The 24664-nt window shown below is 52.2% G+C and carries 21 protein-coding genes; 13 read left to right on the top strand and 8 right to left on the bottom strand.

Annotation, left to right across the window (positions count from 1 at the left end):
* Positions 1–190: 190 nt before the first annotated feature.
* From fadI to G461_RS0117235, 3 genes are all read left to right on the top strand, one after another.
* Positions 191–1495: an acetyl-CoA C-acyltransferase FadI gene (fadI, locus tag G461_RS0117245; RefSeq protein ID WP_026972781.1), complete on the top strand. Its 1305-nt coding sequence runs from the start codon at positions 191–193 to the stop codon at positions 1493–1495.
* Positions 1495–3639, top strand: a complete 2145-nt coding sequence (gene fadJ, locus G461_RS0117240; protein WP_026972780.1) for a fatty acid oxidation complex subunit alpha FadJ — start codon at positions 1495–1497, stop codon at positions 3637–3639. The genes fadI and fadJ overlap by 1 nt, the downstream gene beginning before the upstream one ends.
* A 128-nt stretch (positions 3640–3767) precedes the next feature.
* A complete protein-coding gene (locus G461_RS0117235; protein WP_026972779.1) occupies positions 3768–3965 on the top strand; it encodes a hypothetical protein in 198 nt (65 codons plus the stop codon).
* Positions 3966–4036: 71 nt separating this feature from the next.
* On the opposite strand, the gene G461_RS0117230 is transcribed toward G461_RS0117235, so the two are convergent.
* The gene (locus G461_RS0117230) at positions 4037–5821 is read right to left on the bottom strand and encodes a DUF3413 domain-containing protein (RefSeq protein ID WP_026972778.1); all 1785 of its coding nucleotides are present in this window, start codon (positions 5819–5821) and stop codon (positions 4037–4039) included.
* A 6-nt stretch (positions 5822–5827) separates the two neighbouring features.
* A complete protein-coding gene (locus tag G461_RS0117225; protein WP_026960186.1) occupies positions 5828–6055 on the bottom strand; it encodes a YejL family protein in 228 nt (75 codons plus the stop codon).
* A 73-nt stretch (positions 6056–6128) separates the two neighbouring features.
* Between G461_RS0117225 and yejK the strand changes: the two genes are divergently transcribed.
* The 7 genes from yejK to G461_RS0117185 all read left to right on the top strand — a co-directional run bounded on the left by yejK (position 6129) and on the right by G461_RS0117185 (position 13900).
* Positions 6129–7127 (top strand): nucleoid-associated protein YejK, encoded by a 999-nt coding sequence (gene yejK / locus G461_RS0117220; RefSeq protein ID WP_026972777.1) that lies wholly within the window; start codon positions 6129–6131, stop codon positions 7125–7127.
* Positions 7128–7414: 287 nt separating this feature from the next.
* A complete protein-coding gene (gene malE, locus G461_RS0117210) occupies positions 7415–8596 on the top strand; it encodes a maltose/maltodextrin ABC transporter substrate-binding protein MalE (RefSeq protein WP_026960188.1) in 1182 nt (393 codons plus the stop codon).
* Positions 8597–8684: 88 nt separating this feature from the next.
* Positions 8685–10316: a maltose ABC transporter permease MalF gene (gene malF / locus G461_RS0117205; protein ID WP_026972775.1), complete on the top strand. Its 1632-nt coding sequence runs from the start codon at positions 8685–8687 to the stop codon at positions 10314–10316.
* Between the two features lie 11 nt (positions 10317–10327).
* Entirely contained in the window at positions 10328–11218 is an 891-nt protein-coding gene (malG, locus tag G461_RS0117200) for a maltose ABC transporter permease MalG (RefSeq protein WP_026960190.1), read from the top strand.
* Between the two features lie 87 nt (positions 11219–11305).
* A complete protein-coding gene (locus G461_RS0117195) occupies positions 11306–12442 on the top strand; it encodes an ABC transporter ATP-binding protein (protein WP_026960191.1) in 1137 nt (378 codons plus the stop codon).
* A 262-nt stretch (positions 12443–12704) separates the two neighbouring features.
* On the top strand, positions 12705–13439 hold the full coding sequence (locus G461_RS25630; RefSeq protein WP_026972774.1) for an Npun_F0296 family exosortase-dependent surface protein: 735 nt from the start codon (positions 12705–12707) through the stop codon (positions 13437–13439).
* A 146-nt stretch (positions 13440–13585) separates the two neighbouring features.
* Positions 13586–13900 carry a DUF496 family protein gene (locus G461_RS0117185; RefSeq protein WP_026960285.1) on the top strand — a complete coding sequence of 105 codons (315 nt, stop codon included), beginning with the start codon at positions 13586–13588 and terminating at the stop codon, positions 13898–13900.
* Between the two features lie 195 nt (positions 13901–14095).
* Here the strand turns inward: G461_RS0117185 and G461_RS0117180 are convergent, their stop codons facing one another.
* From G461_RS0117180 to G461_RS24595, 5 genes are all read right to left on the bottom strand, one after another.
* Positions 14096–14488 (bottom strand): hypothetical protein, encoded by a 393-nt coding sequence (locus G461_RS0117180; RefSeq protein WP_026972773.1) that lies wholly within the window; start codon positions 14486–14488, stop codon positions 14096–14098.
* A gap of 406 nt (positions 14489–14894) precedes the next feature.
* The gene (locus G461_RS24600; RefSeq protein WP_051333645.1) at positions 14895–16313 is read right to left on the bottom strand and encodes a GH1 family beta-glucosidase; all 1419 of its coding nucleotides are present in this window, start codon (positions 16311–16313) and stop codon (positions 14895–14897) included.
* 244 nt (positions 16314–16557) lie between these two features.
* Positions 16558–17754, bottom strand: a complete 1197-nt coding sequence (locus G461_RS0117170) for a lipocalin-like domain-containing protein (protein ID WP_169727275.1) — start codon at positions 17752–17754, stop codon at positions 16558–16560.
* Between the two features lie 8 nt (positions 17755–17762).
* Complete coding sequence (locus G461_RS0117165) at positions 17763–20264, bottom strand: ABC transporter permease (RefSeq protein ID WP_026972771.1); 2502 nt, start codon at positions 20262–20264, stop codon at positions 17763–17765.
* Positions 20251–20928, bottom strand: coding sequence for an ABC transporter ATP-binding protein (locus G461_RS24595; RefSeq protein ID WP_035480491.1), 678 nt, complete (start codon positions 20926–20928; stop codon positions 20251–20253). Before G461_RS24595 ends, G461_RS0117165 begins: the two co-directional genes overlap by 14 nt.
* 881 nt (positions 20929–21809) lie before the next feature.
* On the opposite strand from G461_RS24595, the gene G461_RS0117155 reads away from it, so the two are divergent.
* The 3 genes from G461_RS0117155 to G461_RS0117145 are packed head-to-tail and all read left to right on the top strand — an operon-like array spanning position 21810 to position 24053.
* Complete coding sequence (locus G461_RS0117155; RefSeq protein WP_026972770.1) at positions 21810–22469, top strand: CDP-alcohol phosphatidyltransferase family protein; 660 nt, start codon at positions 21810–21812, stop codon at positions 22467–22469.
* Positions 22462–23394, top strand: a complete 933-nt coding sequence (locus G461_RS0117150; RefSeq protein WP_026972769.1) for a phosphatidate cytidylyltransferase — start codon at positions 22462–22464, stop codon at positions 23392–23394. The genes G461_RS0117155 and G461_RS0117150 overlap by 8 nt, the downstream gene beginning before the upstream one ends.
* A 2-nt stretch (positions 23395–23396) precedes the next feature.
* Positions 23397–24053: a lysophospholipid acyltransferase family protein gene (locus tag G461_RS0117145; protein ID WP_026972768.1), complete on the top strand. Its 657-nt coding sequence runs from the start codon at positions 23397–23399 to the stop codon at positions 24051–24053.
* A gap of 63 nt (positions 24054–24116) precedes the next feature.
* On the opposite strand, the gene G461_RS0117140 is transcribed toward G461_RS0117145, so the two are convergent.
* On the bottom strand, positions 24117–24662 hold the full coding sequence (locus G461_RS0117140; RefSeq protein WP_026972767.1) for a chromate transporter: 546 nt from the start codon (positions 24660–24662) through the stop codon (positions 24117–24119).
* Positions 24663–24664: the final 2 nt, after the last annotated feature.

The raw sequence follows: 24664 nt of genomic DNA, 5'->3' as shown, positions 1-24664 counted from the left end.
CTTCAAGGTATATCCGACGGAATCGCGTGCTTGTTGTTGAGCGCTTACGTGATGCACTTAGCGTTGTTTTAAATGGCTGTTTGAAAAATGTAATCAAATGGTTAAACTTGATTCACGATTACAGGTCAGACCTGTGCGTGGTTTAGTCAGCCTAATACCGAGCACAGGGTAACAACTACAAGGAAGGAATATGGGAAGCAAATCTACCGCTGCAGCGAACGGTCAACGGGTTGCCATTGTTGCCGGCCTACGCACGCCGTTTGCCCGGCAAGCCACCGCCTATCATGGTGTGCCTGCTGTTGATCTGGGCAAGATGGTGGTTGCCGAACTGATGCGCCGTCAGGAGCTTGACCCCGAGTTGGTCCAGCAAGTGGTGTTTGGACAAGTGGTGCAGATGCCCGCCGCCCCGAATATCGCCCGTGAGATTGTGCTGGGTACTGAGATGAATGTGGGTACCGATGCCTACAGCGTGTCGCGTGCCTGTGCCACTAGCTTCCAAGCCACTGTGAATGTCTATGAATCGATTATGGCTGGCACCATTGATTGCGGCATTGCTGGTGGGGCCGATTCCTCTTCCGTGTTGCCGATTGGGGTGTCGAAGAAGCTGGCGCATAGCCTGCTGGATCTCTCCAAGGCGAAAACACTGGGGCAGCGCTGGAACATTATCAAGAAGATCCGCCCCAAGGATTTAGCGCCGGTGCCGCCAGCGGTGGCTGAGTACTCCACTGGCCTTTCGATGGGGCAAACCGCTGAGCAGATGGCCAAAACTCACCAGATCCCCCGTGAAGAACAAGACCAATTGGCGATCCGTTCGCACCAGCGCGCCCATAAAGCCTGGGAAGACGGCCTGCTCGACGATGAAGTAATGACCGCCTACCCAGAGCCTTATAAAGAGCACCTGCGCCGCGATAATAACATTCGCGCCGATATCTCTGCGGAAAAGCTGGCCAAGCTCAGACCGGTGTTCGATCGCAAGCATGGTTCAGTCACCGCCGCCAACGCCACGCCGCTAACCGACGGGGCTGCAGCAATCATGCTGATGCGCGAGGATAAGGCTAAAGCGCTTGGTCTGTCGATCATGGGCTATATCCGCAGCTACGCCTTCTCGGCCATCGATGTTTGGCAAGATATGTTGATGGGGCCCTCTTACGCCACGCCGATTGCACTCGAGCGGGCGGGCTTGACTCTGCAAGACTTGGATCGCATCGAGATGCACGAGGCCTTTGCCGCGCAAACCTTGGCTAACCTGAAGATGTTCGCCAGCGACAAGTTCGCCCAGTCCATCGGCCGCAGTAAGGCCATCGGTGAAGTAGACATGGACAAGTTTAACCCGCTTGGCAGCTCGATTGCCTACGGCCATCCATTTGCGGCCACCGGCGCACGTATGATTACCCAGATGCTCAATGACCTGCGCCGCAACGGCGGCGGGTTGGGGCTGACCACTGCATGTGCTGCGGGTGGTTTGGGCGCAGCAATGATTCTGGAGGTGGAATAATGAGCCAATCGACCTTTGAGCTAACGATTGAACAGGATATCGCGCTGCTGAAAATTGACGTGCAGGGCGAGAGCATGAACGCTCTGCGGGCAGAGTTTGGCCCCGAATTGGAAGTTATTCTTGACGAACTGGAAGAGAAAAGTGGCCTAAAAGCGCTGATCTTGTATAGCGGCAAAGAGAGTTCGTTTATCGCTGGCGCTGATATCAGCATGCTCGACAGCTGCACCAGCGCCGAGCAGGCCAAGCAACTATCGATGGACGGCCATAAGGTATTTAAACGTTTGGAAACCATGCCCTTTCCGGTTATTGCGGCGATCCACGGCCCCTGTTTAGGCGGTGGTTTAGAGCTGGCGCTAGCCTGCGACTATCGGGTGTGTAGCGACTGGGACAAGACTGCACTTGGCCTGCCTGAAGTGCAACTGGGCTTGCTGCCCGGCGGCGGCGGTACCCAACGCCTGCCACGCGTGGTGGGCTTGCAGCTAGCGCTGCAGTGGATGCTAACCGGCAAACAGCTGCGACCCAAGCAAGCCTTAAAAGCAGGTCTGGTTGATGATGCGGTGCCTAACTCCGTGCTGTTGGACGTGGCTAAGAAGTTCGCCGATAAACCCAAACGTAAGGCCAAAGTGAAGCTGAAAGGGGCGGCGAAAGCGCTGGAAGGTAACTCGCTTGGGCGCAACCTCTTGTTCAGCCAAGTTGAGAAGCAAACGCTGGCCAAGACCCGTGGCAACTACCCGGCGCCGATGGCGATTATCGATTGTGTCAAAGCATCACTAGAGAAGTCAGAGGCCGAGGGCTTTGCCTATGAGGCGCTGCGCTTCTCCGAGCTGGTAATGAGTGATGAATCCAAGGCCCTGAGAGGGTTGTTTTTTGGCTCCACCGAGCTTAAGAAAGAGCAGCTGTTTGATGGCGTGGAGCCGCGTAAGCTTAGCCAAGTCGGTGTGCTCGGTGGTGGTTTGATGGGCGCGGGGATTGCGTTCGTCTCCTCGACCAAGGCCGGGCTACCGGTAGCGGTTAAAGACATTAACGAGCAGGGCATTAGCGCGGCGCTTAACTATGCCTATAAGCTGCTGGATAAAAAGCGTAAGCGCCGCTTTATCAGCCATGCCCAGCTGCAATCTGAAATGGCTAAGATCTCCGGTGGCACCGATTATTCGGTGCTGCGCAAGGCCGACATCGTGATTGAGGCAGTCTTTGAAGACCTCAACCTCAAGCAGCAAATGGTGGCTGATATCGAGCAGCATGCTATGAGCGATACCATCTTTGCCAGTAATACTTCCTCACTACCAATTGGCCAGATCGCCGCAGAGGCGGCGCGACCTGAGCAAGTGATTGGTCTGCACTACTTCAGCCCGGTGGAGAAGATGCCACTGGCTGAGATCATTCCCCATGCGGGCACCTCAGAGCAGTGCATCACCGATACCGTTGAGCTCGCCCGCAAACAGGGCAAAACCGCCATTGTGGTTAAAGATAAGGCGGGCTTTTATGTCAACCGCATCCTTGCACCCTATATGAATGAGGCGGCTAAGTTGCTGTTAGAAGGACAGTCCATTGAGCATATCGACCGCAGCTTACTGGATTATGGCTTCCCCGTGGGGCCGATGACCCTGCTCGATGAAGTGGGTATCGATATCGGCGCGAAGATCGCCCCCATCTTGGAAGCTGAACTTGGTGAGCGCTTTAAAGCGCCGGATGCCTTCGACAAACTAATAGCTGATAAGCGGCTGGGTAAGAAGACACGCAAGGGCCTCTACAGCTACGCCAAGCCAAGCCCGTTTGCCAAGCTTAGCGGCAAGAAGGCCAAACAAGCGGATAAGGCGGTGTATAGCCTCCTAGGCATTAAAGCTGCAGAGCCGCTGGATGAAGCCGACATTGCCAAGCGCTGCGTCTATCCGATGCTCAATGAAGCGCTACGCTGCTTGGATGAAGGGGTTATCCGCAGTGCCCGTGATGGCGATTTAGGTGCTATCTTCGGTATCGGCTTCCCGCCGTTTTTGGGTGGCCCGTTTAGCGCTATCGAGCAAATCGGAACTAAACAGTTAGCTGAAGAGATGAGCGAGATGGTTGAGCAGTATGGCGAGGTGTTCCAGCCCTGTGACTATCTCCTGAAGCTGGCTGAGACCAACGCCTCTTGCTTAGATAGCTAAGCCATGCGAGCCATTGTGAAGCGTTGCGTGGAGCGATGGTTTTTTGCACTCGAATATGAATTTTGTTCGAGTGCAAGCATGAATCTTTTGCTACAATCGCCCGGTATTAATTTTGAGCAGTATGAACTATGTTGATAAGCCCTGTGCTTTGCTTGGTGTTCGCCGGCTATCTCTATCTCAACGCCTTCCAATCAGCGATGCCGATCCGACGATGGACCATTCTGGGTTTGTTGTTTGGCCCGCTTGTCTTGCCGCTGTTCTGGCTGCATCAGAGCCTTAATCTGCGCCGGCAGCTGGGCTTTGCCGATGTGTGGTTTAAGGCCTAACTGTTCAAATCCTGTCGATTCAAAAAAGGCACCGTAAGGTGCCTTTTTGTTGAGTTAACTGAACGTCGGTTTTAGTCGTTGTTATAAAAACGTCGCATCTCGTTCATCACCTGCACCATGGTGCGCAGTGACACCTTGTTACGGTCGCGCTCGGTAACGGTTTGGCGGTCAATCACCTGATAGTCGCCGTCGTCATCAAATACGGTGATGCGTCCCGACTCGACAATCGCTTGCTGTTGCTCACTGCCGATCATCACCCAATCTAATTCACGGTCTTGGAAGATGTTTTGGCCACTACTGAAGTCGCTGGCATTGTTATTCACTGCCAACACATCCTGTAGCAATGTAGGCACTAAGTCTAAGTGGCTGGTATCTTGGGTAAATAGCTCTGGCGTACGACCGGGCCATTTGATCAGCAGCGGCACCTGGCTTTGCTTTAATGACAGGCTGTTGCCAAAGCCCCAGCTATTGTCGCCTTCTTCATTGAACTCAATACCGTAATCACCGGTGAGGATAATCACTGTATTGCGCGCTACGCCATTGTCCGCCAGAGTTTTGCTCATCTGCGCCAGTAGTGAGTCGAGTTGGGTGGCCGAGGCTTTGTAGTACTCGCGCATGGTTTCGGCGCTCAGATCTGGCGGCGCTGGCAGGTCGTTCTCAAACTGGGCGATACCATCGAGGTACACCAAGTTGAACCAAGGCAGGTTGGCGTGCTGATCCATCCAGCCTTTCCACTCATTGACAAGCTCGCGGTCGCTATCAAAACGGCGCTGCTGGGCCTTCTCGAAGCCTAAATCGATCACCGAAGAGGTTTGGCCATTATAGAACGCCATGCTTTGGTAGTTTTGCTGAGACAGCACCTTGGTCAGTACTGGCGGCACTTGCTGAGCCTCAACCGCTGGCCAATAGCTGCTCGGCAGGCCGTAGAGTAGCGAGAACATACTCAAAGGCTGCTGGTTGCTGGCTGTGAAATGGCTTTGGAACTGGCTGGAAGAGGCTGCTGCGGCGCTGGCCGTTGGCATCACGTCAGGTTGCAGCAAGTCCCAACGCATGCCCTCGGCAATCACTAGCAGTACGTTCATTCGGCTATCGATGCGACGTACGTCCAGATTGCGCGCTGGGTAGCGCAAGTCGTTGGGGCCAGCGAGCTCATCACGCACTTGCTCGGCATGGGAGTAGGCATCAAAGATGCCTTGCTCAAGCAGGAAGCTGCGCGCGGTGAGAGGATAAAACAGCGGATAGTTATAGCGCTGTTGGGTAACCGGGCGGTAACTCACTGCATCGGCCCAAGCGTGCACTAAGTGAGTCGCCAGAAAGCACAGTATAAAGACGGCTGCAATTGGCTTGCCTAGTTGCTTATGTTCGATGCGGCGCAGATAAGACCAACACAGTTTACCCAGCCAAAGCTGCAGCAAGAACAGGAAGGGGATAAGGACAAAGAAGCCATTAAAGTTGGTGGCAGTTTGCGACTCTTTGTCGATAAGCAGGCTGAACATTGCCGGGTTGAGGTGTACCCCATATTCGGCGTAGACCTCAAGGTCCAGTATTAAGGCGCACAACCCCGCAGTTGCCAGCAGGGCGCCGATAAAGCGCAGTGTTCGGAAGCTGGGGATGGCGAAGCTCAGTGGAAACAGGATCAGCAGGAACAGCACAAACGGAATAAAGGCAAACTGCCCAGCCCAGCTAACCAGCAGATAGATTTGCCCGATAAAGGTTTCTGGCGGTTTAGCTAGCACCAGATAGCGTAAGCCCAAGATAAGGCTTAGTAAGATATTGCTGAAACAAAACCAGTGCCCCCAGCTGATTAGCTGGGAGACTTTATCCCGGTAAAGCGGGGTGGGGTGCAATCCTGCCATAGTGGGTTAGTGTGGCTTCTCGCTTTGCATTGAACTAACCAGTACCTTACCAAACTGCTGGGCAATATGTTCCCGCTGCTCTGGCGCTACCTTGCTATTAATGATGTGAGTGGCTGCATTCCCTAGCACCATCAGTCCTAACTCGGTACTGGCGTCGTGTTTGTTCAACACTTCCAGTAGCTCATTGAGGATGTTTTCGATTTGTTGGGTTGAATACTTTGAAACGATGGCCATGCTTTGCTGCAAATTTAACGATAAAGAAGCGTATAATACCCCACCTTATCTACAAACACTAACCTTGAGTCGCATGAACATTTCTCTAAAACACTTGATTTTACACTCGCTATCACTGGGTTCAGAAGGCGCCGTTGAGCTGCAGGCGCGGCCGCAGGAACTGGCTGCCAGCGATAAAGCCATGGAGCTTATCGAAGAGCTGCACTTAGGCTACAACGCTAAAGCGGCGAAAGGGTTTGGCTATTACAACAATGAGAACAGCAGCCAATTTAAAGGCTCGTTAGATGCCTATTTAAAGCAGGAAACGCCGTTTTTAGCCTTCTCGCAAGACATTGCCAGCATTTTGGTCGAGCAGGTCAATGCCTACCAAGTGGTGGAGCAGGGCGTGTTGCTGGTGGCTGAGTATGAGCACGTAGCAGGCGATTACCTATTGGTTGCGGTGCTTGAGCGTAAGGTTTCGCCGAGTGTTAATGAGCAGTGGGAGATCACCGATAGCCACTATCTGGAAACCTCTTCTATTCAACTCGCTGCCCGTATCGACCTTACCGATATGCAACGCAACAGCGAGTCCACGCGTTACCTCTCTTATGTAAAAGGCCGCGCCGGACGCAAGATCTCCGACTTCTTCGTCGAGTTCTTGGGCTGCGATGACGGGCTGGATGTAAAGCAGCAAAATACCGTGCTAATGCAAGCCGTTGAAGAGTTTTGTGCTGCTACCCAGCTTGAGGCTGAGGAAGGTGCAGAGGTGCGTAAAGAGGTAAAAAGCTACTGCGAGCAGCAGCTCAAAGACGGCGAAGAGATCAAGGTTAAAGAGCTCACCGAGGTGTTCCCGGAAACCGATGAAGGCATGGACTTTTATCAGTTCGCCGCCGACAACTACCCACTGGAAGAGCAGTTTCCGGCCGATCGCGGCAGCCTGAAAAAGATGGCCAAGTTCTTTGGTCAGGGCAAAGGGGTGAGCATCAGTTTTGATCGAGATCTATTAGGTGAGCGAATTCAGTACGATCCTCAAACCGACACATTGACCATTGTCGGCATCCCTCCTAATTTGAGAGAGCAGCTGAGCAAATAGTGCTCAGCCCCTACGCGTCTTGAAAACCTTGTCAAAGTTAAAATGTAGTAAAATTACAACATGAAAAAGTTTTCAAAGGGAAATGTCACCAATAATGTTGTTTTATTACACCCTGTTGTGATGGGTATTTGGGCTAAAGCCGCATAAAGTCTCGTTTTGTTGGTTTGTAATATAATTTCAAAAATGCGAGCCAAGTCATGTGCCGACAGCCCTAAACGAGTTACTATCATCGCCAGCAAGAACATCACTTGCTCCCATAACAAAATAACTTAGTTAAGGAAAGGCTAATGAAAAAGACAATTCTGGCAACTGCTGTAGCGGTTGCGTCTTTGGGTATGGCTGCTACTGCGTCTGCAAACATCGAAGAAGGCCAGTTGACCATTTGGATCAACGGTGACAAAGGCTACAACGGTCTTGCAGAAGTAGGTAAGCGTTTCGAAGCTGACACCGGTGTTAAAGTAACCGTTGCTCACCCAGATGACGCACCTGGACGTTTCCAGCAAGCTGCTGCTACCGGTGCTGGTCCAGACATTTTCTTCTGGGCTCACGACCGTTTCGGTGACTGGGTTGACGCAGGCCTGTTGGCTGAAATCAAGCCAAGCGCTGAGAAAGTTGCAGAAATCGAAGATTTCGCTTGGGACGCAGTAACCATTGACGGCAAGGTATATGGTTACCCAGTTGCTATCGAAGCTGTTGGCCTGATCTACAACAAAGATCTGGTACCTACTCCTCCAACTACTTGGGAAGAGATCCCTGAGCTTGACAAGAAGCTTCAGGAACAAGGCAAGAACGCCATCCTGTGGGACTACAACAACACCTACTTCAGCTGGCCACTTCTGGCTGCTAACGGCGGTTACATCTTTAAGTACGAAAATGGTTCGTACGACGTTAAAGACACCGGTGTTGCTACCGACGGCGCGAAAATGGGCGCACGTGTAATCGCTGACCTGATTGAGAATGGTCACATGCCACGTGGTGCTGACTACGGTGTAATGGACGCTGCCTTTAACAAAGGTGAAGTGGCCATGATGATCAACGGTCCTTGGGCTTGGGATAACGCTGATAAGAGCGGTATCAACTACGGCGTAACCTACATCCCAACCATCAACGGCAACAAAGCCAAGCCGATGGTAGGTGTACTGGCAGGTGCGGTTAACTCTGCGTCTCCAAACGCTGACTTGGCTATCGAGTTCCTAGAGAACTACATGCTGACTGTTGAAGGTCTGAGCGAAGTGAACGCTGACGTACCACTGGGTGCGGTAGCTCACAAAGAGTACATGGCTGAGCTGGCTGACGATCCACGCATCGCTGCTACCTTTGCTAACGCTCAAGACGGTGAGCCAATGCCTAACGTTGCGGCTATGGGCAAGTTCTGGTCTGCAATGGCAACCTCACTGACCAACATCACCAGCGGTCGTCAAGACCTGGATAAAGCGTTGGACGCTGCTGCGCGCCGTATCGCTAAGTAAGTAGGAAGGTCACTTCCAAGCGAGAGGAGGAGTTCGGTCACTCCTTCTCTCATTTTTTGTTCGGAACAATAAAACAAAGGTTATATAGATGGGTGTTTCCACGACTTCAGGACTTATGCAAGGCAAGTATGCCTGGCTGAAGCTGTTGCTCATCACTGCAATTGTGGCGCTTAACGGCTACGCAATTATTATGATGTATGCAAGCGGTGAGTATGCGTTCGCGCTGCTTAACCTCGTTATCGTCGCTTCTGGTGTTTACGTATTTACCAGCAAGCGCGCCTATGCCCACCGGTATATTTATCCGGGTATGGCGGGCATGGTTATGTTTATTATCTTCCCACTGCTTTATACCGTCGGGATTGCATTTACCAACTACAGTGGTACCAACCTGCTCACGCTAGAGCGGGTAGAGCGTATGCACTTAGCAAGAACCTACACCGCACAAGGCGGCACGTTCGATTTTGCAATGTTGGAATCTGGCGAAGGGAAGTACGTGTTGCAGCTGGTTCAGGACGACAAAGTTCTGGTTAGCTCGCCACTTTCTCCAATTTCTAACTCTGAGCTGTCGGCTCGCAAGCAAACGCTTGAGAGCAGCGAAGTTAAACTCTCTCATGTTGAGCAAAAGCCTGAGCTTGAAGTTGCGCAAATCCGCGCCATCACTCAAAACCGTCAGTTCTTGAACAGCCTGGTACTGGTTACTCCTGAGGGCGATGAACTGGTAATGAGCGGCCTGCGTAAGTTTGCGGCCCAAGCGCCACTGTTCACTAAGCTCGACAAAGACCGCGTTCTACAAGACAGCGGTGTCGTGATCCCGGGTGGCTCTGCGCTACGCAACAACCAAACCGGCGAGCTGATGATGCCGAACATGGAAACCGGCTTCTATCAGTACATTGATGGCAACGCAGAGTTTGTCGGCAATCGTGTTACTCCTGGTTTCACCGTAAACATCGGCTGGAAGAACTTTGAACGTGTGGTTAAAGATGATGGTATTAAAAAGCCATTTGTTCAAATCTTTATCTGGACGGTTATCTTCGCTGGTTGTTCGGTCGCCTTCACTCTGGCAATCGGTATGGTGCTGGCTTGTGTGATTCAGTGGGAAGAGCTGAAAGGCCGCGCGATTTACCGCGTACTGCTGATTCTGCCTTACGCGGTGCCAGCGTTTATCTCGATTCTGGTGTTCAAAGGTTTGTTCAACCAGAACTTCGGTGAGATTAACGCGCTGCTGAATGCGTGGTTCGGTATCAAACCTGACTGGTTCACCGACCCAACCTTAGCCAAAACCATGATTCTTATCGTGAACACCTGGCTGGGTTATCCGTACATGATGATCCTGTGTATGGGTCTGTTGAAGTCTATCCCTGAAGACTTGTACGAAGCGTCTGCGATGGACGGTGCAGGTCCGATTAAGAACTTCTTTAACATTACTGTCCCGCTGTTGATGAAGCCACTAACGCCGCTGCTAATCGCCTCGTTCGCGTTTAACTTCAACAACTTCGTGCTTATTCAGCTATTGACCTCTGGTGGCCCGGATATCATCGGCGCTACTACCCCGGCAGGTACTACTGACCTGTTGGTGAGCTACACCTACCGCATCGCCTTTGAAGGCAGCGGCACACAAGACTTTGGTTTGGCCAGTGCAATTGCCACCATGATCTTCCTGGTTGTGGGTGCGATAGCCTTGTTCAACCTGCGTCTAACTAACGCTAACAAGTCTGTGTAAGGAGAACAGTTATGCCAATGGTTCAACCGAAATCACTGAAATACCGCAAACTGGGCACTCACATAGCTATCTGCGCGTTTCTGTGTTTGATTATTTTCCCACTGCTGATGGTTATCGCCATCTCATTCCGTACCGGTAACTTCTCGGTGGGTGACATTATCCCTCGTAATCCAACCCTTGATCACTGGCGTTTGGCGCTGGGCATCTCTGTGGAGAATGCCGACGGCTCAATCACGCCTCCTCCGTTCCCGGTTCTGACCTGGTTGTGGAACTCGATCAAGGTGGCGGGTATCTCTGCGGTACTGATTGTGGTGCTTTCTACCACCAGTGCGTACGCGTTTGCTCGTATGAAGTTTAAAGGCAAATCGACCATCCTGAGCGGCATGCTGATCTTTCAGATGTTCCCATCAGTGTTGGCGCTGGTTGCCTTCTATGCCTTCTTCAACATGATTGGCGATTTCATCCCTTGGCTAGGCCTGAACACCCACGGTGGTCTGATTCTGGCTTACTTGGGGGGTATCGCACTTCACGTTTGGACAATTAAGGGCTACTTCGAAACCATTGACCCGGCTCTGGAAGAGAGTGCGGCCATCGATGGCGCCACCCCTTGGCAAGCCTTCCGTCTGATTCTGCTACCGCTATCGGTGCCGATTCTTGCGGTGGTATTCATCTTGGCCTTCATCGGCATCATTACAGAAGTACCAATGGCCTCGGTGCTGGTTCAGGACATCGATAAGATGACCCTGGCAGTGGGCTCACAACAATACTTCTACCCGCAAAACCTATTGTGGGGTGACTTTGCCGCAGCTGCTGTACTGTCCGGTTTCCCAATCACCATCGTGTTCCTGTTGGCACAACGTTGGCTGGTTGGCGGTCTGACCGCTGGTGGCGTGAAAGGTTAATTAATTTTTAGGCGGGCCGTAGCGCGGCCCGGTAACACAAGATTTAAACGATTAAGCAGCACAGCGCTGTTTATATTGGAGCTGAGAATGGCTGAAGTAATTCTAAACAACGTACGTAAAAACTATGACCCGGCAATTCACCAGGACACCCTGCGTGACATCAACCTAAACATCGCAAACGGAGAGTTCATCGTATTCGTAGGTCCATCAGGTTGTGGTAAATCAACCCTGCTACGTATGATTGCGGGTCTGGAAGACATCACCAGCGGTGAGCTGAAGATCGGTGGCAACTACATGAACGACGTTCCACCGGTAGACCGTAACGTAGGTATGGTGTTCCAGTCTTATGCACTGTATCCACACATGGATCTGCGCGAAAACATGAATTTCGGCCTTAAGCTGAAGAAGCTGGACAAGAAAACCATCGACGAGCGTGTTGACCACGCCTCTGACATCTTGGGCCTAACCCCGCTGCTGGACCGTAAGCCTAAAGAGCTAAGTGGTGGTCAGCGTCAGCGTGTAGCAATTGGCCGTTGTATCGTTCAACAACCAAGCGTATTCCTGTTCGACGAACCTCTGTCTAACCTGGATGCAGCGCTGCGTGTGAAGATGCGTATCGAGATTGCCAAGCTACACAAAGAGCTAAACTCAACCATCATCTACGTAACCCACGACCAGGTGGAAGCAATGACCCTGGCCGACAAGATTGTGGTACTAAGCCCGCTCAACCCTGATGCGCCAACTAACCTTGAGCAGTTCGGTGAGCCACTAGAGCTATACCACAACCCTGCCAACAAGTTCGTTGCAGGCTTCATCGGTTCGCCGAAGATGAACTTCCTGGCCGGTGAGCTGGTTGAGAAAGGCGACAAGACTAGCCGTATCCGCCTGTACACGGGTGATGAGATCGTTGCTGCGGTAGACACCAGCTCTGCGCAAGTTGGTGACAAGGTTGAGCTAGGCTGCCGTCCTGAGCACTTGGTAGAAGTGGGCCACGCGCACGCTGATTGTCAAATCACCGGTACCGTGCAGGTTACTGAGCACTTGGGCTCGGAGTCTTACGTGTACATGGACGTAGATGGCAACGACTTTACCTTTAAAGCACGCCCAGAGTTCCCTGCAGAAGCGGGCCAAGAGCTGAAAGTAGGTCTGCCTACCGACGCCTGTTACCTGTTTGACAAAGACGGCGTAGCCTTCCCTCGTACTGCCAAGTACAACAAGGACTAAACGTCGCTTCATTAGCCTGAATTTAAGCTGCCTCCGGGCAGCTTTTTTTGTGCCTGCGGTTTGGTCGTGCTCGGTTCACGGAGTATTTATTGGTCTAGTTCTGTAATTGCAAATTGCAACAGCCATTCCTTCGCTGTTAGCGGTTTTCGCATTATGCGAGTTCACTAATTCACTGAAAAATATAGGTAATTTTAAAGAGTTCGCTTGGAACGGGAATTGCTCTACATCCTGTGTGACGCTATTGCACATACGGGAGAACGATATGCAGCAAGACACTAACCTAACAGCGCGCCTGTCTCACATTGCGACAGCAGCATTTGCTTGGCTTGCCATGTCAGCGTCAGCCCATGCTGGTCTGATACTGACCATCGAAGAGGCTGGGATCCAAGACTCTCAAGTCACCGGCACGAAGATAGTTGAGAACTTTGATGAGTGGGGCGAGGGTAGCTTTGTCGAAGATGTAGAGACGGAGATCGGTACCTACTCGGTGTTAAGTGGTTCGGGCAATATCGTACCTCACGGCCAGTACGGTGGCGCAGATGGGGAGGGCAACTATTTGTTTACTTCCCGAGGAGGCAACCAAATTGAACTTGTTTTCGACCAGCCGATTAGCTATTTCGGTTTTTGGTGGAGCGCCGGAGATGGCGGAAACCTGCTCGATGTAGACACCTTAAACAACAGCCATCACTTCACCACTCAAGCTATCTACGATGCAGAGGCCCTTAGTGATGCGCATATGGGGAATCCCAATACCAACTACTTGGGGAAAAACAAGCGCGAGCCTTACGCTTTCGTCAACTTGTTTGCCACCGATCAGCAATCGCGGATTGAGAGCATCCGTTTTTATGGCTCCAACTTTGAAAGTGATAATCACACCGTGGTGGTGACGCCGTTACAACAGGTTCGTGGGCGGGTGGTGAGCGATGTTAATGAACCACCGGTAGCGGCACTCATGGCTGGGTTGTTAGGCTTGTTGCTACTGCGACGTAAAAAGTAACGGTCAGCGCTCCAGCGTTATGTAACCCCGCTGATACAGTTTGCGTGTTTTCTCTTGGTCAGCGCTTGATATACTCTTTCGAGTAATTATTTGGTGGTGGGCTTGCGCCTTCCCACCGGTTCGAGAGTTGTCACCGAGGAAACGTGATGGATAAGAAGAATGCAGAGCAGGTTGCACGCGTATTAGAGCTGGTATCGATGAGCCGTCGCCGCAACAAACTAAAACGGGAAATGACCGATATCGAGAAGAAGATCCGCGACAACAGCAAGCGGGTTGAGCTGCTCGATAACCTGAACAACTACATCCAATCAGACATGAGCGTCGAGGAAGTCAAAATCATCATCGAGAATATGCGTGGTGACTATGAAGACCGTGTCGATGAATACACCATCAAGAATGCTGAACTCTCTGCTGAGCGCCGCCAGCTCGCTAAAAAGCTAAAAGACGCTAAGTTTTCTTAAGCTCTGGTTGCGATAAAAAGCCCAAAAGGTCGAGCAATAAAGTGAAACTGTGGCTGCTCATGAGAAAGTATGGGTAGCCCTTTTTTATCCTGTCGATTTATATGGCTTATCAACCGCGTAGCTGCTGGCACACCATAGAAATGCTAAACAACTCAAGGGGCTGAGCCTTCAGCATATTTAGAAGGAACAACTCAGCTAGGTTTTTAAAATAAAACGTTGCGAAGCCCAAAAAATCAAAATCGCACAGACCAACACTAAGAAATTGTGATAAAAACCAAACCCCAGTTCGCTATAAATGCCAGCCCGATGGCCATAGAACCATTGAATTACTCTACCAAGTAACATTATTGAAAGGAGTCCTGACCATGTCTGCAAGAGCCCTTTCAAAAAAGAGACTCGAAAATATAACGACAAAAGAATCACAATAGATAAGGCTGCGGGCAGTAATGACGACCAACTCCAGTCCTTCATCTGTATCATTCCCCATGCCAAATGACCACCAACAAACAAGTACAATCCCATAATAAATAGGCTGTTTTCAACGCTAGTTTTGTAAAGCACTTCCTCCCCCCTCTCTACTACGAACATCTCTCAACAAGCTTCACTAACCGTAGGTTTACTTATTGCGATGTGGTTCCATACCATAAATGCGATATCTCTCACCGAGAAGTGTTGCTCTTGTTCGGGTACAGTGAAACCCTTCCTCGTCGATCTTGCCGGTACCATTGGGTCCTGTGATTACTTCCTGTTCCCCCACATAGATTAACGTTCTTTGGAAGCCTTTCCTATCACCGCTGCGACCGGCTCTACAGGCACAACCACCTCTGGAGTTGTTGCTTTCAACACAGACTCGTTTTACGTTCAAGGAGGAGAGGCAAAATCTGAACATTAAGTAAATTGAGATGGAATAAAAAAGCTACCTAGCTTTAGAAGCCAAGTAGCCATTCTCTGACGTGAAAGCCCCAATTATTGGGGCTTTGTTGTTTATGAGCGCTTATCGGCCGATATTGCTGCCGTAGCTCTCCACTTCTGGCCAGCACTCTCGTGCTTCTTTACCAATCAGTTGAGCTCCGTTAGAGGCAATCTGCTCGCCGTACCAGTATGCTGACTGCTTCATGGTCCGTTTCTGCGTGGCATAGTCGATATGCACCAAGCCAAAGCGCTGGCTGTAGCCTGCTGCCCACTCGAAGTTGTCCATAATCGACCACTGGAAGTAACCCAGTACTTCGGTGCCAGCTTCGATGCTTTGGTGTAAACCACGCAGGTAGCGGGTTAGGAAGTCGATGCGACCATAGTCGTTCACTTTGCCGTCTACGCCCACCCAATCGTTGGTGCTTAGGCCGTTCTCGGTCACGATGATAGGCTTGCCGTAACGTTCGTACAGGAACTGGCTGCCCCAGCGCAACGACTCGGGCGTTACCGGCCAGTCGAAGTGGGTGCGAGGATAGTCATTGGGGTAGTCTACCAACTCGGGCTTGCCATCTTCACCGGCGCGAACGGTCGCAGACTCGTATACGTTGTAACCGACAAAATCCAGCTCTTGGCAGATAAGCGCCATGTCACCGGATTTGACGACGGGGGCATCATCGCCATATAGCGCCATGCCATCAGCGGGGTACTCACCCTTGGTAATCGGGTCCATAAACCAGCTTGCTTGGAACATGTGTTTTTCGCTTACCGCAAAGGTGGCTTGACGAGCAGCTTCAATATCTTCTGGCTTATCTGATGCGGGTACATAGGTGCGGAAGCAAGGCGCTGCGCCTACCTTAGCAGGCAGTTTGGCTTCGTTGCGCAAAATGCTTACAGCTTTGCCGTGGGCCAGCATGGTGTTATGCCAGGCGCGATTGATCTCGCCATGGGCCAGTTGCAAACCCGGTGCATGGTTGCCGTCTTGATGGCCCAAACCAATAAAGCACTGAGGCTCATTCAGGGTAAACCAGTTCTTAACTCGGTCGGAGTAGCGCTCAACAACGATACGCACATAGTCAGCGAACCAATCGCTGGACTCATCATTCAGCCAGCCGCCACGGTGGAACAGGGCAGTGGGGTAGTCCCAGTGGAATAGGGTAATCCATGGTTCGATATCGTTAGCCAACAAGGTATCGATCAGCTTGTCGTAGAAAGCAAGGCCGGCTTCGTTCACCTCGCCAGTGCCATTGGGCATCACACGTGGCCACATAATGCTGAAGCGATAAGCCTTGAGCCCCATCTTCTTCATGATGGCGACATCTTCTTCAAAGCGGTTGTAGTGATCGCAGGCGACAAAGCCGGTGTCACCGCCTTTTACGAAGCCGTCGCGGCGACAACACATATCCCACACCGAGTCGCCACATCCGTCGACGCCCTGGGTATTCCCCTCAATCTGATAGCTGGCGGCGGCTGCGCCCCAAATAAACTGTTCTGGAAAACTCATTGGCTCTCTCTTGTTTAGGTTTCGTTATTGATGAGCCCGTTACTGGACGCGCTCCCATTTTGTCTAAAAGTTAAGTAACTCTGGCCCGACTAGCCATTGTTGAAATTGGTTTAGGTTTTACGAACTTTGCTCCTTGTGAGCCTGCTAACGTTACCGTATTTAGCATGAATCTCCAGTTGATAGGTTGCCTTATAGTGTGAGCGAGCTCCAAGATTGTAGTCCGGCTTTGCTGCTAGGTGTTTGCTTAGTATCCGGTCATTTCCAGATAGCCTCGACACTGGCTTTGGGGCTGGCAATAAACGGCGCCTTCCCAATAGGGGAACAGGGTATCCATCCATTGTTGCGGGTTAAGCGCTTCTACAGTCAGCTCTAATTGGTGCTGTGGCAGACTTAAGGCCCATCGAGTGGGCACTGTTGTAAAGTGGCTGGCTAGCGCAGAGTACTTCGTTTGAAAATTTCGCAGTACCTCACTCGTCTCTAGAGGTCGCATTATCAGCTGTTCACCATCGAGCGCAGTGACATTACCGCTGGCATCAATCAGCGAGCCATAGATGTAATGATTACCATCGCGTTGGCGCAAGCGAAAGGCCATTAGCGCTTGGCCGTCTTCTAAGTGGAGCGACAGCCAGTCCCAACCAAGTTGCTCTTCGCTAAGGTATTGCGAGCTCCATTCGCGGTCGACCCAAGCCTCGCCGCTCACCTTGATTGGTCCTTCACCAATGTCAATCTCGCCATCCAGCGTAAGTTGGGGGAGGCTGTAATAGTACGAGCCGACGGTTTGGCTGGGGTGTTTTTGACTGAATCCGCCGTCGCCGTGCAGTACTGGTCTGCTATCACCGCTTACCCTCAGGTTGTAGCTAAAATCAGCTTCGTTGACGTTAAGCTGAATCGGCAGTAACTCCTCGCCCTCACTGGCAAAGCGCCAGTGCTCGATGGAGGCGCTAAACGGTTGGCTTCGCACATCGACCAGGCCGACGCCGCCACGGCTGAACTTCTCTTTAAAGCGGTGGGAATCCGCTGAGCCTAAAGCCGCGTGGGCCATATACATCTGGCCGCAGCGCCAGTCTTCGCAGCTGAGTTGGCCTTCTTTGTCGGGTTCGGCCAAGGCCAAGCGAAACAGGGTGTACTGTACGCCGTAGCGCCGCCCTTGGTCATCTTCCAGATTACCGGTTAAGTACCACCATTCGATACGATAGGCAGGATGCTCACCGTGGTCGCGGGGAAACTCCAGCGCTGTTCCCGGCTTTGCTTGGGCATAACCTTGCGAGTTGGCAGAAAGTAGGCTGGCATCGCGGCTGCGCGACGGCTGTTCGTGTGACTGAGGCTGAGACTGCAGGGTGGGCGGAGCACTGTCATCGCCAAGGGGTAGCCACGAATACACTAGCAACAACACTAAAACCACGAGGATAGCGGTGATCCATAGCCGGCGACTTGTATACACTACTTGTCTCAATTGCCACTCCCTAGCTCATTGGGCAGGTTCTGCCAATGAATACGTTTTTGTGCCAGCCAGGCGCACAATACACATACAGCAGCGCTAAGTAGCACCATCTGCAGGTAGTTGCTGCTGGCCAACACCAGTGGATAGTCCCAGCCAAAACCATAGACGTTGAGGCGCTTAATCAACAGCCAAGCCAGGCCAATACCCAGCGGGAGTGCCAACAGGCAGCTCACCGCCCCGAGTAACCCCCAATGGGCCAAGTTGACCCGCTTTAAGCTGGATTGCTGTACGCCCATCGAGTGCAGCAATGCCAGGCCACAACGGCGTCGCTGGGCCAATAACAGCAGGTTACAGGCGAGCCCCAAGGCGGCAATCAACAAGGTAAGCAGGTTTAGTGCGCTGGTGGCTACAAAGGTTTGCTCGAACACCTTAAGGGCGATACTGCGGATCTGTTGCTGGTCGATAATCTGCGTGGGCGATAAGCCGTAGTCATCGACCAAGCGACGCAGCCAATCGGCTCGCTCACTGGGCTTGTCTAGCATGAGTGCGATGCCCTCATCGCGGGCACCCGGCCAACGTTTGGCAAACACCTCAATATCGAGGAACACCTGAAAACGTGGATTGCCATAGTCTGCGTAGACCGCCAGCACTTGATAGTCTTGGCTATCTAAGCGCAGGTTATCGCCAATTGCCACGCCAGCTAACAGTTGCAGCCGTTGGTTGATCAGCAGGCCTTGGCCGTTCTCCAGCAGTTGTCGCTGCTGCTCACTTAACGGCGCATCTAAAATCGAGTCCTGCAAGCGTGGGTGGCGGTCCAGTGCCACTACCTCCAGTCCTTGTATGCCATAGTCGAGTGAAACGCTGCGCCGGCTAATCAAGGTCACATCTTGCTGCTGTAGCTTGCTTAGCCATGGAGGTTGGGCCTGCTCCGGGCGCAGGTAGATATCAGCCACCAAGCGTTGGTCGAGCCAAGCGCTCACGGCTTGGCGAAAGCTGCCTACCATGGTGTTAAGGCCGACATTGGCGGTCAATGCCAATACCAGGGCCAGTAGTGCCAGCTTGCTGCGACTGAGCTGCCAGCCTAGCTCGCCCAAGGACCAGTGCTGCAGCGGTAGGCGCGAGGCTAATCGACTCGGCAAGCGTTTGAGTAAGCCAACCAACAATGCGGGTACCACCAAGCCACTGCCCAGCAATAGCAAGGCCAGTGTCAGGTAGCCAAGTGGCAGCGCCCACTGGGTGTATCGTCCCAGCAAATCAAGCACAACGCACAGCACTAGTAGCGCTATACCCGCCAACACTTCGGGGCGTTGTCCGCGCTGTGGGGCTAGATCTGCGGCCGGGCGCTGGGCAATCTGTTTGATGGCGCTACGCAGTGGGAACAGTGCGGCCAGTAAAAAGGCGCAGCCACCGGCGATGGCGCTGTAGAGTACGATATCGCTGCGCCAGGCGAAGCGATAATCGATGTTGATCGCGTATATCTGAGCGAGTGAGCGCCCCAATGCTGGCAGCAGCTGTTCGGCCAGCAGCCAGCTCAGCGGTGCCGATAAGATAATTACCACTGCGCACAGCAGCACCTGTTCAGTGATTAGCAGTGCCGCAAGGCGCTGACGGGTCACCCCGGCTTGAAACAGCTGATGCAGCAAGCGGCGGCGATCCTGCAGGGCAAAACTAATAGCATTGAACACGATAAAGCAGCCCACTAACCAAGACAGCAGCCCCAAGGCTCGCAAGTTCAGGTGCAGTGGCTGGGCCATCTGCTCCAGCGCCAGTGGCGAGCTGGGATAGCTAAGCTGCCAATGGCTATCGAAGGGAAAGCGCTGGTTCAGCTCGGGCAGAAGTTCGCTGAGGCGTCCGGCTTGCTCATTATCAAGCACCGCAATCTGGCTAAGTAGCCGAGGCTGGCCGAGCAGTTGTTGGGCGTAGCCGATGTCGACCCATAGTTGATGGCCGAGCGCCTGTTCATCCGCCGCCTGCCACTGGGCGAGTTTTCGGCCATCAGCGCTGTATACATCGGTATCGTCTTGCCAGCCGAGCTGCTTAGCACGTTCACGACTGACCAAAATCTGATAGGGCGGTAGGGTAAAGCTGCCAATATCTAACTGATTGTCACTGGAGCTATCGCGGGCTGCATTGTTGGTACTTTGATAGTGAAAACTGGATAGCGGGTCGCTGCCAATCAGCGTGACAATCTGACCTTCGGCCAGTGCCAAGGATCCCTGCAGTATCGGCACCAGTGAATCAAAGCCTTGCCGGCGTAGCCAGATGTAGGCGGATTGAGGCAGCGGGCTTTGCCCAAACTCTGCTTGTAGGTAGGCCGCGGGCTGCAGGCCAAGCAACTGCTCGCCGTCTTGGTAGCTGTCTTTGGCCTGCTGATTGAGTAGCTGTACGCCGACGATCATCACCACGCCCGAGCAGGCCCCCACTAGCAATAGCAGTAGCTGCAAAGGGTGACGCAGATAGTGGCGCCACAGCGCCAAGCTGGTCCACAGCAGGGCACTAGCTGGCATCATCGAGGCGCTCGCAAAGTTGGGCCTGACCATTGTGTAAGCGCCAGTGTTGGTGGCAGTGGGCCGCGGCTTCACGGCTGTGGGTTACCAGCAGCAGCGCGCAGCCTTGCTGCTCAACTTGCGCTGAAAGCAGCCCCATCACCTGCTGGCTAAGCTGCTCATCGAGGTTGCCGGTGGGCTCGTCGGCCAGCAACAGCTTGGGCTGATGGCTAAGCGCTCGGGCGATGGCGACCCGCTGCTGCTGCCCGCCAGAAAGCTGCTCGGGCCAGCGTTTGAGCAAGGGGGCTATGTCTAAGGCAGCGATAAGTTCATCAACCGTTGATAGCTTATCGCTAAGGCCAAGCAGTCGGCGCGGGAACAGGATATTGTCGAGTACATTGAGGGTGGGCAGCAGGTTGTATTGTTGAAAGATAAAACCCAGCTGCTGGCGGCGAAACTGGCAGCGCTGCGCGTCATTTTGCTGCTGTAGGTCGATGCCTTCGAACAACACCTGCCCGGCGTCGGCGCTGTCGAGGGTGCCAATCACGTGGAGCAGGGTGCTCTTGCCTGAACCACTGGCACCCATCAACGCCGCGCTCTCACCGCTTGCCAGCTGAAAGGCTAGCTCACTGAGAACGGCCTGCTCACCACCTGGGTAGGTTTTCGCTAATCCTTTGATTTCCAGCATCTTGCCTCCACTTGCTGACTAGAACTAGTGTACGCGTTTCGGGCTGGATTGGATGAACTATTCCTTATCGACGTGGGTGGCTTTCCGCAGTTATCGCTGTTTACCCATCGCGTCTCTTGCGTGAAGCGATAGCTTGCTCATAGATACCGTACGTAACGATGCTCGCTATTTCTTATCGGCGGTCGTTTTCTATATAACCTTATGATAGATAAAGATAAAACGTGGTGATAGTATAATCAGCTTGGCCGTGGTGATTTGGTTGGCTTTCGAACCGTTAGCTTGCTATTGAGCTTTTGTTTAAACGATTCCGATTGGCTGGAGTACCTAAGTCAGTGACTCCAGGCAACAGTCGGTAGCGGTTATTGGGGGCCGATATGGTACTTGAGCGATGCTTTGCGAGCGCAGTTTGTTTCTGATTATTGATCTTGGAAGCTGGAGAGTTGGTTGTTAAAGATGGCGTTATTGCAGCGACTGGGAGCGCGTTTGGAGTATCGATTCTGCTCTGCTGTCTGCGCATTCGTAATATGGGGAACATGGGCTTATTGGTTAAACCACGACGCTGGTCCTTTGCAGCGTTGTTTACTGGGGCTGGCGCAAGGCGCTGCAAGCATGCTCATCACCCTCGTTCTGATCAAACTGGTTAGCTACCTATTTTGCCACTTGATTAGCCACCCACTACGTATCGTTCTGTCGTCCTTGGGCGCAGTTTGCATCACCGGAAGCGGTTTGGCCTTGTTACATTTTTTGATTTCTACGCCGCGAATTATGGCGACTATTAGCCTCCCTTCAGGGGGGGCATTTTTGTTCTGTTTGGTGACTGCTTCTAAGTTACATCTCAGTATAAAAAATTAGCAGTCACAAAGAGTTAAGGAGTAAAGTGAGTGGATGGGTTAGAGTCTCGGCGACCGCTAAAAGTGCGCAGCGCAGGCGCCGCAAAATCAACCGCGCGTTGGTTGAGTCAGCGTAATATTACCCCCAACGAAATATCCATGTTTAGTGTCGTGTTTGCTATGCTCGCGGCATTGGCGTTATTGGCTTGGCCCCATGCGGATGGTTGGTCGGAGCGTTTGTTGCCGGTGGTGGCCGCGATTTGCATCCAAGGCCGATTACTGTGCAACTTATTTGATGGGATGGTTGCGGTTGAAGGGGGCAAACACACGCCTTCGGGCGAACTTTTTAATGATATTCCCGACCGTATTGCCGACCCTATTATTCTGATTGCCGCAGGCTACGCGGTTTCTTCTTGTTCCATCGCGCCGGTTTTGGGGTGGTCTGCAGCATTATTAGCGGTGCTAACCGCTTACATTCGTACCTTGGCTACCAGTATCGGTGCTCCCAGTGACTTTCGCGGGCCAATGGCAAAGCAGCACCGTATGGCGCTAGTTACCGGCGCTTGTTTGCTGAGCGTTGTAGAGCCTCTCTTTTGGGCTCAGGGGCGGCTGTTGCTCGCCGCGCTGGTGGTTATAGTGGTTGGGTGCGTAGTGACCTGTGTCGCCAGGGCTCGAGCGGCCTATCGCTATATGGAGCAAGCGCATGATTAAGGTTCCGCCACACTCGTTAATCGCCATGTCGGCAGTGTTGTGTTTGCTGGTTATTGCTTCTTTGGTGACTTGGGTGAAGCGAGTTAGAAGCCCTGAGCGGGATTATCAAGAGCTGAAGTTACGCATTCAGTCTTGGTGGTGGATGGTTGCAGTCCTGTTTTTGATGCTGAGCTTGAGCGACCTGACGGCCATCGTCTTCTTCGGCTTTTTGAGCTTTCTCGCGTTGAAAGAGTTCTTGTCTATCGTACCTAGCCGACAAACCGATCGTAATGTGATGTTCTGGCTGTATCTGTCGATACCCATTCAGTATTACTGGGTAGCAGTTGGCTGGTATGGGGTGTTTATCATTTTTATCCCAGTGTATGTGTTTCTGTTTATACCGATGCGAATGGTGCTGATTGGTGATACACAAGGCTTTATTCGTGCCGCTGGAAGTATGCATTGGGCGGTTATGTTGACCGTGTTCTCTCTAAGCCACATTCCCTACCTTTTAACGCTTCCTACCATAAACAGTAATGCGGGTGGGATCGGTTTGGTGATCTATCTACTCTTTATGACTCAGTTTAATGATGTCTGTCAGTTTGTTTGGGGTAAGAGTATCGGTAAGCACAAGCTTATTCCGAAGGTCAGCCCTAATAAAACCTGGGAAGGATTAATTGGTGGCGTTAGCACTGTTACCTTGTGTAGCGCGCTAGTTGCTCCGTTATTAACGCCATTAAGCATGCTGCAAGGCTTAGTTGCCGGAGGGCTTATTGGTATCAGTGGCTTTTTTGGTGACGTGGTGCTTTCCTCTGTGAAGCGTGACCTTCAAATCAAAGATAGTGGTCATCTTATTCCTGGTCATGGTGGGATCCTTGATCGTTTAGATAGCCTGATTTATACCGCCCCACTGTTTTTTCACTACTTATATTACTTGTATTATTAAAGATGAATCGTCTGCTAAAAGTCCTGTTTTTTGCGCTGCTAGTTAAGCCCTTAGTGTTGTTAGGTTTAGGTCTAAATACGCGCCAGCGAAACTTGCTACCCCAAAGTGGGCCGGCGATTATCGCCGCTAATCATAATAGCCATCTCGATACACTGGTGTTAATGAGCCTTTATCCTTTGCATCAGATCCATCGAGTTCGCCCCGTGGCTGCGGCCGATTACTTTTTATCTTCGCGCTTTCTTGCTTGGTTCTCTTTAAAGGTAATCGGGATTATTCCCTTGGAGCGTAAGCACGTACGCGAACTGGATAAGCTGTTCAACCAAAGCGTGAGTGCGCTTGAACATGGCGACATACTGGTGTTGTTTCCGGAAGGAACGCGGGGCCAACCAGAGCAGCTAGCCCCTCTTAAAAAGGGCATCTACCACCTGGCTAAGCGCCTTGATAGTGTGCCAATTACGCCCGTTATCATGCGTGGTTTAGGTATGGCGCTACCGCGTGGTGAAGCGTTGTTTATTCCCTACAACTGCGATGTGATTATTGGTAAAGCACTGAGCGAGTATCGAGATGCGGATGGCTTATTAGCCCAGCTCAGCGAGCGTTTTACTGAGCTAGAGACCCACTGCTTAACCAAGTCGTCATTTGAGGAGCATCGTAGCTGAGGTTCAGCCATTACGCAAAACGGCAGCTTACGCTGCCGTTAATCGAGCCTGCTAAATGCCTTTCTAGAATACCCAAAAACCTACAAAAGCAGCGATGACGATAAGTAGTACCGGTGATACCTTGGGCAGGTAGGTTCGGGCGGCGTAGACCGCAGCTACAACCAGTGCTCCCGCCACGGCTGACCACTCACTCTCTTGTAAACTCAGGGCCAAAGTATCACTGGCAATCAGCCATCCGGCATAGAAGATAAGCGCCATCGCTGCCGATTTTATCCCAAAGAAAAACGCTTCTTTCCAAGGATTGTGCTGAATACGGTGCAGCACACTGGTGAGCGCCAAAATAGCTAGCACAGAGGGCAGTGCCAGCGCAAAGGTGGCCACGGTTGCGCCGGCAAAACCAGCCGCCCCACTGCCCACATAGCTGGCCATGTTCACCGCAATCGGGCCCGGAGTCATCTGCGATAGGGCCACGATGTTCATAAACTCTTGCTGGGTCATCCAGCCGTGTTTTTCCACCTCGGTGAGGTACATCGGGATCATTGCCAGCCCGCCGCCGAAGCTAAACAGGCCAATGCGGAAGAAGGCGATAAACAGTTCAACAAATACCATCT

The sequence above is a fragment of the Aliagarivorans marinus DSM 23064 genome, assembly GCF_000429485.1.
Lineage (GTDB): Bacteria > Pseudomonadota > Gammaproteobacteria > Enterobacterales > Celerinatantimonadaceae > Aliagarivorans > Aliagarivorans marinus.
The sequence above is the reverse complement of the archived record's forward strand: the minus strand, read 5'-3'. Positions and strand labels throughout refer to the sequence as shown.

What these genes read in the sequence shown, in the direction of transcription:
- G461_RS0117150 (WP_026972769.1), top strand. Translation starts at nt 22,462, where the DNA reads ATGATTAAGGTTCCGCCACACTCGTTAATCGCCATGTCGGCAGTGTTG.
- malE (WP_026960188.1), top strand. Translation starts at nt 7,415, where the DNA reads ATGAAAAAGACAATTCTGGCAACTGCTGTAGCGGTTGCGTCTTTGGGT.
- malF (WP_026972775.1), top strand. Translation starts at nt 8,685, where the DNA reads ATGGGTGTTTCCACGACTTCAGGACTTATGCAAGGCAAGTATGCCTGG.
- G461_RS0117165 (WP_026972771.1), bottom strand. Translation starts at nt 20,264, where the DNA reads ATGATGCCAGCTAGTGCCCTGCTGTGGACCAGCTTGGCGCTGTGGCGC.
- G461_RS0117195 (WP_026960191.1), top strand. Translation starts at nt 11,306, where the DNA reads ATGGCTGAAGTAATTCTAAACAACGTACGTAAAAACTATGACCCGGCA.
- G461_RS0117140 (WP_026972767.1), bottom strand. Translation starts at nt 24,662, where the DNA reads ATGGTATTTGTTGAACTGTTTATCGCCTTCTTCCGCATTGGCCTGTTT.
- G461_RS24595 (WP_035480491.1), bottom strand. Translation starts at nt 20,928, where the DNA reads ATGCTGGAAATCAAAGGATTAGCGAAAACCTACCCAGGTGGTGAGCAG.
- fadI (WP_026972781.1), top strand. Translation starts at nt 191, where the DNA reads ATGGGAAGCAAATCTACCGCTGCAGCGAACGGTCAACGGGTTGCCATT.
- G461_RS0117230 (WP_026972778.1), bottom strand. Translation starts at nt 5,821, where the DNA reads ATGGCAGGATTGCACCCCACCCCGCTTTACCGGGATAAAGTCTCCCAG.
- G461_RS0117180 (WP_026972773.1), bottom strand. Translation starts at nt 14,488, where the DNA reads ATGTTCGTAGTAGAGAGGGGGGAGGAAGTGCTTTACAAAACTAGCGTT.
- G461_RS24600 (WP_051333645.1), bottom strand. Translation starts at nt 16,313, where the DNA reads ATGAGTTTTCCAGAACAGTTTATTTGGGGCGCAGCCGCCGCCAGCTAT.
- fadJ (WP_026972780.1), top strand. Translation starts at nt 1,495, where the DNA reads ATGAGCCAATCGACCTTTGAGCTAACGATTGAACAGGATATCGCGCTG.
- yejK (WP_026972777.1), top strand. Translation starts at nt 6,129, where the DNA reads ATGAACATTTCTCTAAAACACTTGATTTTACACTCGCTATCACTGGGT.
- malG (WP_026960190.1), top strand. Translation starts at nt 10,328, where the DNA reads ATGCCAATGGTTCAACCGAAATCACTGAAATACCGCAAACTGGGCACT.
- G461_RS0117225 (WP_026960186.1), bottom strand. Translation starts at nt 6,055, where the DNA reads ATGGCCATCGTTTCAAAGTATTCAACCCAACAAATCGAAAACATCCTC.
- G461_RS25630 (WP_026972774.1), top strand. Translation starts at nt 12,705, where the DNA reads ATGCAGCAAGACACTAACCTAACAGCGCGCCTGTCTCACATTGCGACA.
- G461_RS0117185 (WP_026960285.1), top strand. Translation starts at nt 13,586, where the DNA reads ATGGATAAGAAGAATGCAGAGCAGGTTGCACGCGTATTAGAGCTGGTA.
- G461_RS0117145 (WP_026972768.1), top strand. Translation starts at nt 23,397, where the DNA reads ATGAATCGTCTGCTAAAAGTCCTGTTTTTTGCGCTGCTAGTTAAGCCC.
- G461_RS0117235 (WP_026972779.1), top strand. Translation starts at nt 3,768, where the DNA reads ATGTTGATAAGCCCTGTGCTTTGCTTGGTGTTCGCCGGCTATCTCTAT.